This window comes from Cytophagales bacterium (genome assembly GCA_019456305.1).
GTDB lineage: Bacteria > Bacteroidota > Bacteroidia > Cytophagales > VRUD01 > VRUD01.
Genome location: VRUD01000087.1, coordinates 1 through 17,411, shown reverse-complemented (window position 1 = coordinate 17,411; position 17,411 = coordinate 1). Strand labels below are relative to the sequence as shown.

11 protein-coding genes are annotated in these 17,411 nt (G+C 38.1%); 2 read left to right on the top strand and 9 right to left on the bottom strand.

All coding sequences use genetic code 11. The features are described from left to right. Positions 1-287 (bottom strand): single-stranded DNA-binding protein (locus tag FVQ77_15130; GenBank protein ID MBW8051637.1); only part of this gene is annotated, 287 nt, incomplete at its 3' end. Positions 288-608: 321 nt separating this feature from the next. Here FVQ77_15130 and FVQ77_15125 point away from each other — a divergent pair. Together FVQ77_15125 and FVQ77_15120 are read left to right on the top strand one after the other, a co-directional pair. Then, positions 609-821, top strand: a complete 213-nt coding sequence (locus FVQ77_15125) for a hypothetical protein (GenBank protein MBW8051636.1) — start codon at positions 609-611, stop codon at positions 819-821. After that, entirely contained in the window at positions 818-1,210 is a 393-nt protein-coding gene (locus FVQ77_15120) for a hypothetical protein (protein MBW8051635.1), read from the top strand. Before FVQ77_15125 ends, FVQ77_15120 begins: the two co-directional genes overlap by 4 nt. Before the next feature lie 22 nt (positions 1,211-1,232). Here FVQ77_15120 and sprA read toward each other — a convergent pair whose 3' ends face one another. From sprA to FVQ77_15080, 8 genes are all read right to left on the bottom strand, one after another. Continuing rightward, the gene (gene sprA, locus FVQ77_15115; GenBank protein ID MBW8051634.1) at positions 1,233-8,321 is read right to left on the bottom strand and encodes a cell surface protein SprA; all 7,089 of its coding nucleotides are present in this window, start codon (positions 8,319-8,321) and stop codon (positions 1,233-1,235) included. A gap of 276 nt (positions 8,322-8,597) precedes the next feature. After that, positions 8,598-9,224, bottom strand: coding sequence for a Holliday junction branch migration protein RuvA (ruvA, locus tag FVQ77_15110; protein ID MBW8051633.1), 627 nt, complete (start codon positions 9,222-9,224; stop codon positions 8,598-8,600). A gap of 47 nt (positions 9,225-9,271) precedes the next feature. Then, positions 9,272-11,611: an NADP-dependent malic enzyme gene (locus tag FVQ77_15105; GenBank protein MBW8051632.1), complete on the bottom strand. Its 2,340-nt coding sequence runs from the start codon at positions 11,609-11,611 to the stop codon at positions 9,272-9,274. Positions 11,612-11,718: 107 nt separating this feature from the next. Beyond that, on the bottom strand, positions 11,719-12,858 hold the full coding sequence (locus FVQ77_15100; protein MBW8051631.1) for a DUF4837 family protein: 1,140 nt from the start codon (positions 12,856-12,858) through the stop codon (positions 11,719-11,721). Between the two features lie 85 nt (positions 12,859-12,943). Next, entirely contained in the window at positions 12,944-13,339 is a 396-nt protein-coding gene (locus tag FVQ77_15095) for a retroviral-like aspartic protease (protein MBW8051630.1), read from the bottom strand. 143 nt (positions 13,340-13,482) lie between these two features. Then, positions 13,483-15,693, bottom strand: a complete 2,211-nt coding sequence (locus FVQ77_15090; GenBank protein ID MBW8051629.1) for an OmpA family protein — start codon at positions 15,691-15,693, stop codon at positions 13,483-13,485. Then, positions 15,563-16,591, bottom strand: coding sequence for a type IX secretion system membrane protein PorP/SprF (locus tag FVQ77_15085; protein ID MBW8051628.1), 1,029 nt, complete (start codon positions 16,589-16,591; stop codon positions 15,563-15,565). The genes FVQ77_15090 and FVQ77_15085 overlap by 131 nt, the downstream gene beginning before the upstream one ends. 181 nt (positions 16,592-16,772) lie before the next feature. Then, on the bottom strand, positions 16,773-17,411 hold a 639-nt coding region (locus tag FVQ77_15080), incomplete at its 5' end, for a gliding motility-associated C-terminal domain-containing protein (GenBank protein ID MBW8051627.1).

The following is a 17,411-nucleotide window of genomic DNA, read 5'->3' as shown; positions in this document are numbered from 1 at the left end:
TAGCGCTTAATGCCTTCCTTATCTTCATAATTCCGGTTAATAAGCTTGCCATCTACAGCTACTTTATTGCCTTTTTTAAGATAGTTTTCGGCAAATTCTGCTGTTTTTCCCCATGCCACCAAATTATGCCATTGGGTATCTGTTATTTTTTCACCCTCGGCATTCTTATACGTTTCTGAGGTGGCTATAGACAGATTAGCTACTGTTTTACCACTGTTTAATTGTTTAACTTCAGGATCCTTTCCTAAGTTTCCAATTAACTGAACTTTGTTTTTTAAATTTTTCATAATTACTTTGTGTTTAATATCCTGTACATGACTAATGTTTAATATGTGCAGGACAAGGTTAAAATTTGAACAACTTCATTTTGTCAGCCAGATGGCATTTCAAAATGATGACACAAAGTAAAGGAGGGTTGAAAACATTAGTCGGTTAATAATTATTTATAGTCGCTTAAATTACATTTGTAAATGATTGTAAACGGAAAATTTGGATATTTGCAGCGTAAAACTTAAAATTTAGGTTGAAAAATAATTTAAAATCTTTTTGAATTTTATTATTTATATTCCTATCTTTGAAAAATAGTATCATAAATAATACAAAAAACCATGCCTGTACCAAAGCGAAAAAATAGCAACAAAACAATTAACGTGAGTAATTATTCGGGAAAGTGGGTAGCTATTATAGGTTACCGGGTAGTAGATTCGGCTGTTACGTTTAAAAAACTAATGGAGCAGCTTCGCAACCAAAAATTTGCTAAGCAACCGGCAGTTATGCGTGTTCCACGTGATGACGAAGGCCCCTATATACTTTTGTTATGACTGCAATTTTCCCGTATATTGAAAAAAAGGGGCAATTTTTTCCCCTTATTGATATTACCCTTCAAAAAAGGAGCGTTTCTATTGAAGTAAAAGCATTGGTTGATTCTGGCGCTTCTTTTTCAGTTTTTGGTTCTTATATTGCTGAATACATGGATATAGATATTGAAAAGGGAAAACAAATTTATCTCGAAGGTGTGGGTGGAAGAATTTTGGGTTATATACATTACATTCATATCATAATCGGTGAAAAAAAACTTCGTTGCAAAATTATTTTTTCACGAGAATTTACTGTCGCCTTTAATTTAATAGGTAGAGATAACTTCTTTAAACATTTTCTTATTACCTTTGATGAAAAAAATAAAAGAACAATACTTGAGTCCTATGTATAACCATTGTATAACCATTGTATGACTATTGCGACAGATTAAACCTTATATTAGTCCCAAATTCTGTACGGGCATTTTTGAAAGAGCTGGAAAGCCGCGGATCTGTTACAGCTCTTGTAAAGAATAACTGCACGTTCAGCCTTTTATTTACCTTATAGCTGAGTGTTGGCTCTATCTGTATAATTTTATTCCCTGCAGTAATTTCAGGTTCCTGGTCAAATGATCTTAACGTTGTTTTGCTATCTCTCAAAGTAAGATTAAATTTAAAAGCAAGATCATTTTTTAAGATAACCGTTTCTCCCCGCACTTTAAAAGGAACTTTAACATTTTTTTTTGTAAACCCCCAACCCAGTACAAGATCCTGATTTTTAACTTCGGTCACTTGTGTATTCGAAAGGTCAAGGGAGAGGTTTCTTTGTTTTTTGTATGAAATATTAATGGTCATTTTACTTTTGGTCCTTACTTTAATTCCTATCAGGGGAGAAAATCTTTCTTTGATGCTGATATTGTTAATCACATAGACCGGTATGAATTCTTTGTTTGTTGTGATTTTACTGGCATACGGATAATTTTCTACGTTACTCTGGAGCGTTAAAAGGTCTAATAGATTATTGTAATCAAGAGCAGTTGTATAGCTTGATACGCTGTAGCTACAACTATAGCTGTGCGATAAATTGATGGATGAAAAATATTTTTTAAGCGGTTTAAGCTTTGACAACCCGGAATAATCAATTCTCCAGTTGGGTAAAGGTATCAAAGGGAAAGGGGAAGTGTTTATTTTCAGGGGGTCTTTATTGGTATATGCTGCTAAAAAGGCAGGAATAAGCACATCCTGCGAGTTTTCACTATAATTGCCATTTTTATTTGGATTATCTGCTGCCAACCTGTTGATTATATTCGATCTGTTTCTTATAAAATTTTCAAAAACTGTGGAACGGCCGCTTTTACGGTCACGGATAAAGCTGGTATTGATAGCAATGTATGAAATGCTGTAGCTGCCCTTTTTATTAGGGTTGCTGGTCATAAATTCTTCTGTTATTGGGTCATATGTAAATAATTCCTGGTAGTCTGCCGATTTGTTCTTTTTAGCGTCAAGCTTTATCCTAAATCCTTTAAAAGGCTCTAATGAAGTGTTTAAGGTTAAGTTTTCATTTCTAAATTGAGCGAAGGTGGTAAATAAAGACGAATCATCAGATAACCAGCCTCTTTGAGCAATTTCCTGTTTAATACCAACATCCTGACTCCCCAACACAAATGGCAGCCCCGGTGCATTCGTTCCGCTTTCCAGGCCAAAATAGTCCGGTTTGCGCATAAAGCCCGGTATTGCGGTACCCCGGTTCACTGAATAGCTGAAGTTTACAGAACGTGCGGTCATCAAGGAACGCAGCACTGCTTTGAATACCTTCAGCTCCGGTTTCTTTTTAGTTTTGGTAGTATCCTTAGCTATAGGCGTTTTGGGTTTTTTGGTCTTGGCTGGGGGTTTACGCCTGGGGGTTGAGTTAATTGCTTTAAGGAATTTAACTTTATTATAAAGTTTCACTAAGTCAATTTTTCCATTAATTGCCCTCCGGGAAGTATTTTGAATGCTGTTACCCAATCTTTCTGCAAGGGTCAATGTATCTTCAGTAAGAATACCTGATGAATTTATGTATGAACCTTTTGCATTAGACCCTGCCTTCCAGCTATAGCCTGCCGTATAACTTACAGATGCATTGATCCAATTGGTTAGAGGGAATTTGTTCAGAGGTAACCTATAATTAAATGAATTTGTTTGGGTGAATTGCTTCATTCTCCCAAACTGAATCCAATCTTTTTCTCCGAGATCAGTATCTGGTTTCTCTTTGTCGAATCTTATAATGTTATCTATCAGGGAATCCTTTTTTTCCTGCGTATCTATATCCCCAAAGGGTTCATCAATCACTGAATTGGCAGTGGCAGAATAATCATAAGAGAGGCTTTTGGTAAGATTCCATTTTAGAGCATATAACCTGTTGAACAGGAACGATTTTTCATAGGTCGGATCTATCCCTACAGTAGTAAGGTCTGAATTTCTAAGCTGGGTTTTCTGAAAACGCCTGTTAAGGTCAGTTCTGAAAGTAAGACTGCTGGGAAAAGGGGTAAAATTAAAATCTTTTACAAGTTGAAGCACCGGTGATTTTAAAAACTTGACCTTCTTGAACGGTTCAATATTTTTAGCTTTAGGGCTGAAACCCCATCCAAGCCCAGCCCTGTAGGTTTTTAGCTCGTAAGAGGCCGTATTGATATTATGGCTGTTCACATCGCTGTAGGCAAGGGTGAGCGACAGATTCTCAATATCATAAATGTGCCTCTTTTCATTTTTCTTTGTTTTGACTTTGCGGATATTGGTCATGTTTAAGCTTCTTCGCACCGTTCTATCCTGTGCCATCTTCCTGTATTTTTCTCCTTCTTCCGTTATTTCTCCTTTTTCTGTTGTTCCAAAAGATCTAACCTTAGCAGCTAAAGGGATATCCTTGTCAAGCGGGTCAAATTTAGGGTCAACATTTCTGATCTCATAACTAACAAACATGGGCAGTTTTATACCTGCTTTTTTCGGGATGAACTTATCAAGCGTAATGTTAGACGATATGTCAAATTCAGCAGTATTGGCCCTTGATCTTTGAGAGATCTTTTGCTGAATGGAACCGAATCCCACAGTGGTATATTTACCTGAGGCGGTAACAGTAGCCAAATCGGCTAATTTTACATTGATCCTGCCTATGGTTGCCCAGCCGGCATTTTTATCAAAATCGCTTACCCTCAGCTCATTCACCCAGATACACACAGATTTGGGATCCCCGTCTTTTGAACCGGGATTGCGTATCCCGATCATTATCGTTTGTACATCGCTCAGGTCGGGGTTACCCACAACGGTAATGTTACCGGAAGTAAATCGCCAGCTAATATTAAATTCCTGATTGTTTCTTTCAGATTTTACTTTACCGAAATCATCAAAAGCTACATCTATCCAGTTAGATTCGGGCCAGATCTCTTCTTTAGCAGTACTTGCAGGATTTGTTATTGTTAAAAGAACCCTGTACTCATAATAATTATCAATAAAATCACTCCCCAGTCTTATAAAAGCTTCTACTTCACCATTCTTTGCAGCAAGATCACTACGCTCATCACTTTCGGCATGGATAAACATTTTGAGCCGCCCGTAATTGATAAAATCCATGCCTACGTTTTTATAGACTGCCCGCGCATCACGGTCCATCAAAGAGTCTACACAAAGCTGCAGAGATTGTTCATTAAGCTGTCTGTCATTTGTTGCAGCAAAGTCAATATCCTGTTGAATGCCGGGTGGAAGTACATAGGGTATATTATCCCCTGTACTTGCTCCATTTTCATATATGTTGACCGTTGAAACATTGAAATTGGCGTCAAAGGGGGGTTCTGGTGGTTTAAGCATACCAGGTTCCATCAGAATATCCGGATATTTTCTCCACTGGTTAGCTACCAACTGCAGGTCAACAAAGCGCAGCACTACCGGTTGTGACCAACTGGTAAGGAACATTCTCATAAATCTTATAGACTTAAAGCCTTCAATGTTACTTTTACCACCCTGTTGAGGCTTTTCTTTGATAGGAATTCTAAACAAGTACCAGCTTACTACATCACCATTAATTGTATTTTTTACCCGGTCAACTATAAAGTTTTCTCCGATTTTTAGTCCGGGGCTGAGCTTTATTTTGTATTCATAATAAGCTTCCAGGTCGCTGATGGTATTATCATTGTTCAGGTCTTCATTATCAGGGATGGTAGTAGAAGCAGGTGTAAAGCTTCCCCCGCTGCTCTCCGGAGAATTGCCATCCATTCCGTTAAAGTTTTTATACCTGCCAAGGATTGGCATTTCGGCTCCGTCATAACCATAATCAAATTCATCATTACCATCAAGATAGTATTTAAAATTGTCAGAAGAAGGATCATTACCAAGGATAGGATCATTAAAAAAACCCTGTTCCTCAATATCATTAAGTCCATCCAATCCTACGTCCTGCAATGGTCTTTCTCCTTCTGTATTATCAAAAGCATTGATTATGTGTTTTTTAGTTGGTACTGTTCCCCAAATAGAAGTACCAGAAGAGGGGAGGCCATTTTCAAAGGTGTGTTTGCTGTCTTTCATCACATCTTCTGAAATATTTCCAAGATTGAAGTACAATTCGCCTCCGGTTGTATTTGGTTCCGCAGATGGTGTTTTATCATCTATAACGCTATTACCATTTGCATTACTTATAAATGGATCCATCAGCCAGAATTCTATGAACTGGATATTGGCGTCATCAAAATCAGTATTATAGGTAATTGATCTCATAATGCCTCCCCAATTATCTTCAGGTTTATTAAGAACAGTATTGTAATTATACTGTCCCCGTTCTTGCGGAAAGTAGGCAATATCAAAAGTATATTCGTTGAGGTCAAAAACCTCAGGGTCCCTGTTGGGGAATATTTCCCTGGGTGAGATGGCTCTTATGTAGTGATTCGTCATTTGGTCATTCGTTTTTGGGTCATTCTTCAGAGCATCTTTGATATGTTTGGGATTATTAATGGTATTTTCTCTGTAAAAAAGGTTGTCTATGGTGTACCATGCCATTTTGGCTCTGTGCTTTGAATAATCCAGCGTATTTGATTCTACCTCGGCAAACCTGCTTGGCGTACTTGCCAGTTTCCACCTTGTTGGTACTCTTGAATAATCGTAGGGGGTTTCGGCTCCTTCAAAATCATCAATATAGGCGGTACCCTTTTCCCCGCCTACCAGCTTTTGGCTTCCGGGTATGAGCTGTGCAAATTCACCGCTGAGTGTAATGGAAGAAGGCGCTTTGGTCTGGATAATGGGGAGTTTGTCTATCAGCTTGGTTAAAAACCTTGATTCTTTCCTGTAATTGATATCAGCTCCCCAGATAGTGTTTTTGGTAGGCTCATCGCCAATGCTTACCCTGCTGATAAAAGGCCTTTCGTTGAGGTGGAATATGGTAGCTCCGATATTAATATCCTTGCTAACCCTGAAGTCAAACCTAGCGCCAAAAAGCGACCGGGTCTGGAAGTTGAACAAGTCTGCCTTTTCATAAGTGATCTTTATTTCCTTTCCTGAAGCAAGAATGCCTTCATTGGTAATCTTTACCCTGCCCATGTTATAATTCACCGTATAATCTACGTTTTCAACTAAGGGCGTATTACCTGCAGTGATCACCACCGAACCCGGGGAAATATTGATACCCGGCAGCATGATTTCGCTTGAGGAGCTAGACTGGTACTTACCTTTAATCAGAAATTTATTTTTACTGGCATATTTTGTTTCCGCGTCACTTTTTGTGCTTGTATAGAGCGAGTCATAGAGATATTTGTCTTTCAAAAGATCCTCATCTACAAAAAACTTTCCCAGATGGCTGCCAAACGGTTCCAGTACAGGAAAAAATATTTTGCCCGATTTTACGTCAATGGTAATGCCTTCCACAAAGTCAAAATTCCCATCTTTTTGCCCGTCACCATTGCTGTTCAGCCTGTCAAGATTCATTACTTCAATAAGTGGCTTGTCTTTTAAATTTGTACCTTCATGTAAGCTGGGGTTGTCTATTCCGGTAGCATCATCCTTATAATAGATCTTCAGCTCAAACCCTTCTTTGCTTACCTGCCCTGCATTCAGCGAGTAAACATTTTTCATCATCAGGTCCCACATGGGCAGGCTGGTACGGATTGAGGTGGGTTTTAATAATTTGAGAATGATCACTGAATCTGACGGATAGGGGTTGAGCTCTCCAACCTGGAATTTAGTGCCTCCGGCAACAGTATATTCAAAAGAAACAGCCAGCAGTTCATCGGGCCTTAAAGACGAATTGAGTGAAATAAAACCTAATTGGGGATGATAAGAAAATTCTTTATCCTGAAGTTTTCTAGCTCCCCTGATAAATTCAAAATCTTCACCTTTAATATAACCAGCTGCTTCTAATGTTGAGCTTGTATTATCAGGATTTCTGACATATGGTAATGAATTATAAAGATTATTGTTTATATTATTATTATCAGGAAAAGTCCCAACTATTGAAATTGAATCTTCTCCTAAATAGCTTAATGCCACAATATCTTTTAGCCCTACTGTAGCATTCGATCTGTTGATCAGATAAACCTCTACGCGGCTGATATTTACAGGTGAATTTATGATCGGAATATTATTTAGCGCATTTTCATACTGGTCTCTAAAGTATTGTGCAAGAAAAAAATGCCTGTTCTCATCATAATCAGCACATTTTATTTCAAATTCTCTTGTCTGGGCGCCTCCCGTGATGGTGATCTCTTCTGTTCGCCCTCTTTGTGATGAGACGATTGCCGTTACATCCAGCCTGCCAAACCTCAGTTGGGTTTTTATGCCAAATAAGTTTTGCGATCCCCTGATAAGGCTGCTTTTTACGGGCATGCTCACGTAGCCAGCTTCTATCTTCTGGAGAATATCTTCCTCAAAAGCAGTATATTGTATCTTAATGTTATTTTCAAATTCAAAAGTAGCATCGGTATCCCAGTTTACGTTGAGCTTCAGCTTTTCCCCGATCTTTCCTATCACGTTCATGTTAATGCTCTGGTCAAAATCAAACCCACCGGTTCGCTGCTGCTTCACAGATATCGCCGGGTTATGCAACCTTTGCCATTGCCCGCCAAACTTTAATGATACAGCGCCATTGGGCCTTATATCCACATAACTTCCACCAAATATCCTGTCCATTACAGGGCTTAAATAGATCTTTGGGATCAGCGTGCTCCGGCTGCTTACCACGCTTTCACCTCCTAATTCAGAAGATTTTTGCTTAAAATAATTTCTAATCATTTGCTTGTTTTTATACGCTGAATATTCTTCAAAGCTCATAATGGTAGGGTTCCTGTAATTGAATGTTCCGATCTTTTCTGAAATATGATAATATTCCATGCTGGCGTCTAATTCCACTTCAAGTACTACATTAGAGGGGTTGCTAAGTATAAAAGGCGAAATTGAACGCGGGTTTGTAAACGGGTTACCGTACCTGTCGCGGTATTGCTGGTTTTTTATGGTATCCTTATCGGTTGAGTCTCCCGGGAAGAAAATGGTAGCATGAACACGCGAACACATGAGCACATGAACACAGGTGGCAGTGGCTGTTTCCTTTAACTCACCCTTTAATGATACTGCATCAGAAGGTTTTGGGAAAGGCAATAAAAACACCCCTACAAAAAATACTATATATCTTTTGATGTACAACAAGGTTAACCTAAAAATGTTAGAATATAGTAATTAAGGTAAGGGTTTATTTCATAGGCAGCACTATTTTATTGTATAGGAATTTCGATGTTTAAATGAAATTTATATTCAAATTCATTATTTAAATTAAATTACGCTGTTAAGTTCTTATGCTGTTTTCAACGCTTGTTTTATCAATTCTTCCAGGGTAATATCCTCGTCACTTTGTACTAAAATGGCGTGGATACTTTTTTCAGCAATGTTTTTTGCTATGCCGAGGGTTACCAGAGCAGACAACGCCTCATTTCTTAAAGTATTGCGTTGCGAGATGGATTTTATTGCAGTATCAGTGGTTGAAATTTTGTCGGTACTTTCGCTGGGGCTCAGGGCAAGCATTTTATCTTTAAGCTCCAGGATAATTCTTTGAGCGGTTTTAGTTCCAATTCCTTTTACGCTCTGTATGGTATGAACATCTGCATCAATGATCGCCTGCCTGGTCTCATCAGTGGATAATGAGGATAATATCATTAAGGCAGTGCCTGGCCCGACTCCGGAAATAGAGATAAGGGCTAAAAAGATAACTTTTTCCTGAGGATCTGCAAATCCGTACAATGTGTGTGCGTCTTCTTTAATATGCAGGTAAGTAAAAAGCTTGCAAGTATCGCCTTCCTTTTTTTTGTCGAGCATAGAATACGTGTTTAGCGAGATTTTTATGGAATAGCCGATGCCGCCAGCGTCAATGATAATAAAAGTGGGGTCTTTGTGGGTGAGGGTGCCGTTTATATAAGAAATCATTATTTAATCGTGTTCATTGTTGATTTCAGTGAATATATTACTTTTTTTCATAAACTATCTTCATAATTTACTGCTTCCACAACTTTATTTTCAATTTCTACAACATCTTTTATTTTAAAGTCAGTTGCAGTATGCTTCTGTGCATCCACCACAGCAATTGCCACCATGTTGACGATCTCCCTTACGGCACTGCCCAATTGCAGTACGTTTACTGGTTTTTTCATTCCCATTAATATCGGGCCGATCACTTCGGCATCAGCCAATTCCTGCAACAATTTATAGGCGATATTGCCGGAAGCCAGGTCAGGAAATATCAGGGTATTGGCGCCTTTTTCTGCCAATGAGCTAAAAGGATATATCTCTTTCTGTAATTGTGGATTTAATGCAATATTTGCCTGGATGTCTCCTTCAATGACCAAATCCGGATATTTCTCTTTGGCTTTTTGTGTGGCAAGCATGGTTTTGTTGGGAATTTCTCCCTTACTAGACCCGAAATTTGAATAGGACAGCACTGCAATATTTGGTTCAATATCATAACTTCTTACCGTTCTGGCAGTAAGAGCAATGATGTCAACCAATTCGTCTACTGTTGGGTTTGTGTTAACCGTAGTATCGGCAAAGAAGAAAGTGCCTTTTTTATTCACGATCACATACATACCGGCTACCCTGTTAACACCCTCTTCAACACCTATTGCTTGTAAAGCAGGTTTAATTGTCTTTGGATAATCCTTGGTAAGCCCTGAAATAAGTGCGTCAGCATCACCGGTTTCTACCATCATTGAACCATAATAATTTCGATCGCGCATCAGTTTTATACCCTCATACAATGTAACACCCTTGCGTTTCCTTTTTTTATGAAATATTCTTCCGTACTCTTCGCATTTTTCGGTTTGATAAAAAGGATCCAATATCTGGCAATCCAAAAGCTCATTAAGATTATTTTCCTTAATAAGCCGGGTTATTAATTTACTATTACCCAGCAGGATCGGTACAGCAATACCTTCATCCAGTATTCGCTGAGATGCTTTCAAAATTTTGTAATTGTCAGCTTCGGCAAAAACGATCGTTTTGGGATTTTCCTTAGCACGGTTTATAATTCTTGAAATAAACTTATGGTCAATGCCTATTCTCTGCTGCAATTCAATATCATAATTATCCCAATTTTTTATCGGGTTATTTGCTACACCCGATTCCATGGCGGCTTTGGCTACCGCAGGGGATACAGTAGTAATCAACCTTGGATCGAGCGGTTTTGGTATAAAATACTCTCTTCCAAATACAAGCCTTTTATCCCCATAAGCTTTATTGACCATTTCCGGTACGGGCTCTTTGGCCAGGTCAGCCAAAGCTTTTACAGCAGCGAGTTTCATTGCTTCATTGATCTCAGTAGCTCTCACATCCAACGCTCCCCTGAAAATATAGGGGAAACCAAGCACATTATTGACCTGGTTGGGATGGTCAGAGCGGCCTGTTGCCATAATAATGTCATCACGTGCTGCTATGGCCAGGTCGTAAGCAATTTCAGGGTCAGGGTTTGCAAGTGCAAAAACGATGGGGTTATCGGCCATGGTCTTTACCATCTCCTGCGTTAGTATATTGCCCCTGGAAAGGCCTATAAAAATATCAACACCTTTGATAGCATCTTTCAGGGTATTAACATCCTTATTTGTAGCAAATTCTGCTTTGATCCGGTCAAGCTTTGGCCTGCTTTTTTTTATCACTCCCTTTGAATCAAGCATAACGATATTTTCTTTCCTCGCGCCTAGCAACACATATAACCTGGTACAAGCAATTGCCGAAGCGCCAGCGCCATTGACTACAAATTTCACCTGGTCTATTTTTTTGTCCACTATTTCTATTGCATTTATCATTGCGGCAGCAGAAATAATGGCGGTTCCATGCTGGTCATCATGCATTACCGGGATGTTTAGCTGCTCCCGTAGGTTCTCCTCAATATAAAAGCTTTCAGGAGATTTAATATCTTCCAGGTTTATTCCACCGAAAGTTGGCTCTAAAGATTTAACTATTTTGACAAACTCATCGGGATCATCGCAATTTATTTCAATATCAAAAACATCTATTCCTGCGAATTTTTTAAACAATACCCCTTTACCTTCCATTACAGGTTTGGATGCTTCTGCACCTATTTTACCTAATCCCAAAACAGCAGAACCATTAGAGATTACCCCTATCAGGTTACCTTTCGCTGTGTATTTATAAATATCTTCCGGATTTTCAGCTATTTGTTTGCATGGTTCAGCCACTCCTGGTGAATAGGCAAGCGCCAGGTCCAACTGTGAGCTTAGCATTTTGGTTGGCACCACTTCAATCTTGCCCGGCTGGCCCTGAGTATGATAATTTAATGCATCCTGTTTTCGAATTTTGATTTCCATGTATTATATTTGATTGTATAGCAAGAATTACGCAAAGTTAGCAAAATCGTTACTTAAAAGAAAACTTCTCCTTTACTTCAAATTTCAGGATTGTTTATTGTCTACTGCCTGCTGACTTCAAACGTCCAAAGTACAGCTTCTAATTCATGTACATACTCCCGTTTATCAAATGCAGGTGCATATACAAAGCCCTCAATGTAATAAATCCTGTTTAATTTTTCATCTACAAAAGTATAGCTGATAAACGGGCCGCCCATAGAGAGATTGTTCAATTTCCATAATCCTCTTGATTCCAGGGCATATTTCTTCTTAAAATTAACCTTTTCTGTATGCACCGGCACCAAAGATTCAGTGAGCATAAATGAGCCGCTGTCATCACTTCCGTAAATGTGGGTTTTACAGATTGAATCACGCCACAAAACTATCTGTTCCGGCTTGAATGCTTCTTCAGTTGCATAAGGCTTCCAGGTGATAAAAATATTCCTGTCAACTGCCTGCTTAGGATATCTAAGCCACACAAAGTTATCACGATTCTTCGCAAGCTTATAACGGTATGGTATTCGTATTTGAAACTTGTGCTGTTTAGCGAGCTTTTTGCCCAATTCTTTCCGTTCATTAGACCCGAATATTTTTTTTATTGTTCTTCTTCTTTCAACGTAATGAAATATTCTTTGCAGCTTTTTTGAATTAGCTTTTATTTTCCTTACAAGCTCCCTGTCTGTTTTACTAAACAAATGTACAACCTTTTGGTCTTGGGCATAAATATCTTTTTTTGAGAGCATAAAAAACTCTTCGTTGCTGTTTATTTTATTCAGTAATCCTTTGGTAAAGAGGCTTTTTAATTTTTCCCCGTCAGCGCTCATATCTTCAAAAGAAGTGACAATCACAATATTTCTGTACGTTTTGAAGAAACCGGTAAAATTCCCGGTATAAATGTATTTAATATCAAACATGGATTCATCCTGGGGCAGGCCGGGTTGACGGGCTAAAAATGTTTTTCTAAGCTCTTTTCCAATAGAGCCCTTCCACCTGGTCGAATCCATAATGATTATTATTTCACCTGTTTTTCCTTTGCTTTGCGGTTTATAGGTTGTTTCGTTAAAAGTTATGTCGCAGGAAGAGAATAAGAGGATGGCAACCAATATTATGATATGAGTGCAGGAGTGCATTGTTGCATGAATGTATGGATGCATGATTGCATGGTTGGAAGGTTGGAAAGATGGGAGGCTGGAAGGTTGCATGTTTGAAAGGTTGTTAAGATAAAACTTTTCCTTATCTAATCAAAACAACTTTCCTGGTTAAAATCCCTTCTTTTTATATTTTTTCTCAAATCACTCTTGTAATATTTGGATCGTTCATATCTATTCCCACAGTGATTTTGGTTTCTCCTGTTGAATTGTCAATAGTAATGTGCCATGCCTGCATTGCTTTTGCTCCTATAATTAAATCTGTGGAAAGTAGCGGTGCCAATAAAACAGTTTCACGGATTCTCTTATTATTAATTTCAATTATTAGACTCGTTTCCCCAATGATCTTCAGCATTGATTTTTTGGATGCTGTTCCAAATATTTCTGGCTCTGGATACCTGAACACAAATTTTGTTGCAGGCATCGAATCGCTGCGAATGATGGTATAAAACGATCCTGAATCAAAAAGGGCATTCACACTTTTTGTATTTTTATCTATAGTTTCTACTTCAACCTTTTGTATGGGATTGCTCATTTTTAAAAAAAATTAGTTGGTTTCAAATTTTAAGATTGCATAATAATAATTTTAAGAAGAATAGAACACTAAAACTTATGGCACTCAAGGTTTGTGCTCTGCGCCCCCGACTACGTCTGGATCTTCGACATGCTCCATGCGCTTTACTCTTTCTCCAGAATTGTAAACGATGTTCTCCTGTTCTGCTGATGTTCTTCTTCAGAAGCTGCGTTGGGGACTTTGGGCTTGGTTTCTCCATAGCCTTTGGCGGTGATTCGATAGGGGGCAATGCCTTTGGAAGTGATATAAGTTGCAGCCGACTCTGCTCTTTTTTGAGACAGATCCATGTTAAACCCAGCGTCTCCTCTCACATCGGTATTTGAGCTGAGCTCTATTTTTATATCAGGGTTATTTTCCATTATTTGCAACAGGTTATCAAGTTCTTTGGCTGCTGTCTCATTAATATCTGCCTTTTCGTAGTCGTAATAAATATTTTTCAATACAATTTCTTTACCTATCACTATTTTATCCATTACTACCTTTGCCTTGATCATTACTGTGTTATCACCTTTAAGATCATTGGACGATAGAGATTTGCCAATATTTTTAATTATTGTCAGGTAATCTTTTTTCTGAAGAAACACCGAGTAGTTTGTCCCGGGTTTCACTCTGCTAAACTTAAATTTACCTTCTTTAAAAGTATAAGATTCGTCAATAACCTCGTATTTTTCGTTCATAAGCTTAACGGTAACATCAGAGAGCAATTCTTCATTGCCCTTATCGGTGAGTGATATAATTGTACCTTCAATAATATAGCTTACTTCGGGCTGTGATAATTCAAGAAGAGTAAACCTATAGATATCATCATCTCCCAGCCCCCCCTCTCTGTTTGAGCTAAAGAATCCCTTATCGTTGCCTTGCAGGTAAATGATGCCAAAATCGTCTGAAACAGAGTTAATTGGTGCTTTCAGGTTGGTTACATTTCCCCATTTATCGCCTGTATCACCTGCCTTTGTAGCTGAAAAAATATCCTGCCCTCCGTACCCTTCATGGCCATCAGACGAAAAAAATAAAGTGCCATCATCACGAATAGAAGGAAACATCTCATTACCGGTCGTGTTAATTGCAGGACCCAGGTTCACAGGTTTACCCCATTTGTTTCCTTTGTCTTTGCACACATAGATATCTCCACCTCCATAACCTCCCGGCATATCAGAAGCAAAGAATAAATATTTACCATTACGGCTCAGGCTCGGATGCATCACAGAATACTGATTACTGTTGTATTCAAATGATTTTATTTTTCTCCATTTATTGCCCCCGGTTTCTTTCCACCTGCCACCCTTGACCTCGGCTGAGTATAATTTGGGCCTGTTTATAAAATCACTTTTTTTCCTGATAATAATATTTCTTACCCTTGTAAAATAAACAATATTTTCTCCTGCATTAAAACATACAGGGCCGTCATGACATTCACTTTCAATACTGGTCGAGAACAATTCTGTTTCTCCCCACAATGTGCTGTCATTTCTAAATTTCACCTCAGTATAAAATAATGAAAGATAGGGTCTGCCGGTCCAGCCATAAAATTCTTCATTTATCAAATCCTGTCCTCTTTCGGAGGTGAAGACTAACCCGTTATTATAATAGACAGGGCAAAAATCTGCCACAGGTGTATTGATCTTCTTAACATTAAATACTTCTGAAGTCGGTGAATTTTTTGACCACTCCATTACTTTGTCGCAGGATGAGGCATATAGTTTACCCCTCGGGTTATCAGGTTTTAATTCTGAAAAAGTTAAAAAATGCTTTTTAGCTTCATCAAGCTTATTGTTATTACGTAGAGATTGGCCATAATAAAGGTGATTGATAGGATCAATATCTTTAAACAGTACAACTTTTGCGTACCATTTTTCTGCGTTCTTATACTTGTTTGTTAATCTGTAACAATCTGCCAATCTTACAGTTGCCATCTTGTTATCTAAATAGGCTAATACCTGTTCATATAAAGGGATTGCCTCACCATAGTCAAGATTATCATAGCGGTCATCTGCAAGCTGTAAAACTATCTTACGATATTTTTCATTTAATTTGGAGGTTTTTTTTGAGGGTTCACTACTGGACTGGGCAGTACTTTTATATTGTATTGCTTGAGCAAATATTATAGCTACCAATAGCAATACCTTATAGTTTATTTTAATCATGTTTCTTCTCAAAATGAATATCAATAATATTTTCTTTATACTAGAAGAACCTCGGGCACTTAACCTTGGTTTTAAATATTTCAAAATCGTAGCCGATAAAGATCTCGTGCGTACCGGAGTTACGGATCTTATTGTCTCTGCTGTTTTTGAGCCCTTGCATCGTAATATCATAGGAATAACCCATTCTCACACCGCTTAGGGGAGGGATTTGATCGGTAATTACTATTTCCATCATTAGATTTAATCCATGTCCAAGCCTGTAGGATGTACCTAACCATACCAGGTTATTGATCAGAAAACTAACGTTCATATCGATATCAAGCGGAGCGTTTGCCACGTATTTGAACATAAGTGACGGTCTAAACACTAAGTACTCATTGATTGGGTATGCATAACCGCTGGTCAGGAAAAAGTGCTGGGATAAACGCGCTTGTTCAAACCTGGTTGAATCGCCTCCCGGATCTACATAATCAAATCCTAACTTCGGCCGGTTTAAATTTACAATTGCCCCACCAAAATAGAAGCTCTTGTCATAATAATACATGCCAAAATCAATTTTACCAATCAATCTTTTATCATTTTTTGATCCCTCAATGAAAACATTGTCGTTCTGTTCTTGGATAGTTATTTTTGCCCACTCAATTTTATAGCTCTCAAGGCCACCTCTTAAGCCAAATGAAAGCTTGCCGGAACCCACCGCTATCCTGTAAGCGCCCCCAAAATAGAACTGGGATCTTCTTGTCGGACCGATTTGATCAATGATATGATGATATGCCAATCCGATTTTTTTGTTTTCCAGGGAAATCTTTTTCTCCCTTAAAGATGCCTTTCGTTTTACATAGGGTGTATGTACGCTAAGAGTATGCGTAATCGGAGCGCCATCAATACCAATCCATTGATTCCTGAAAAGAGCAATGGCGCTTACTGCCTCCCTGCTGCCCGCATAAGCCGGGTTGATTATAAGGGGATTAAACATATACTGGCTATATTGAGCTTCCTGCTGGCTATAGCCTGGCCTGGTAATAAATGTTGTAATACCGAGACTGAATAGAATAAGTAGTTTTTTCATGGTGTTAATAGATTTAAAATTTACGCAATTTATAATACTTTATTTCAATTTTCCAAATTTTTTAATACTTTTTTTAAAATTTTTTTCGCTGTAGTAATGATTCGTATAAGACAGATTTAAATATAGAGACAATGACAACATCCAACTCCAAATATATAGTATAGTATCCAGTACAAAGAACCTATCGCTGAATATAAACCCAACCGCTGAGGTTTTCAGCAAATGGTGTTTCAATTACATAGAAATAGGTACCATCAGGTACAGGTAAACCATTTTTGTAGTATGTTCCATCCCAAATATGACTTGCTTCAATATTTTCTGTTTTAAATTCATTAATATATTTTCCATCCTTATTTTCCCACACAATATCTCCCCATCTGTTGAAAACAGTTACTTTAATTTCATTACAACCACCTATGCTGTCAATCATCCAGAACTCATTTACATCATCATCATTAGGCGAAAAACCTGTTTTGGGATCAGGAGTACAACGACAGGTTACAATCACTGTATCTTTCATAACACATTCATTGGCGTCTGTTACAGTGACATAATAGGTATTGGCAACTAAATCTTTAACAGTTGAATCTGTACCAACGGTCTGACCATCAGGATCTTTCCATTCATACGTAATATATGGAGGCGCTCCTCCTTTTATTCTTATAGTAGTTTCACTCTCGTCACAATCTACAATTAATGTATCTGTAATTAATTCAGGCGGCTCACTAATTACTATTGAATCTAATATCCCTAAACAACCAAGTGAATCTGTAATGTAAACTTTATAAATTCCTGCCGGAACATTTGTGATAGAACTTAT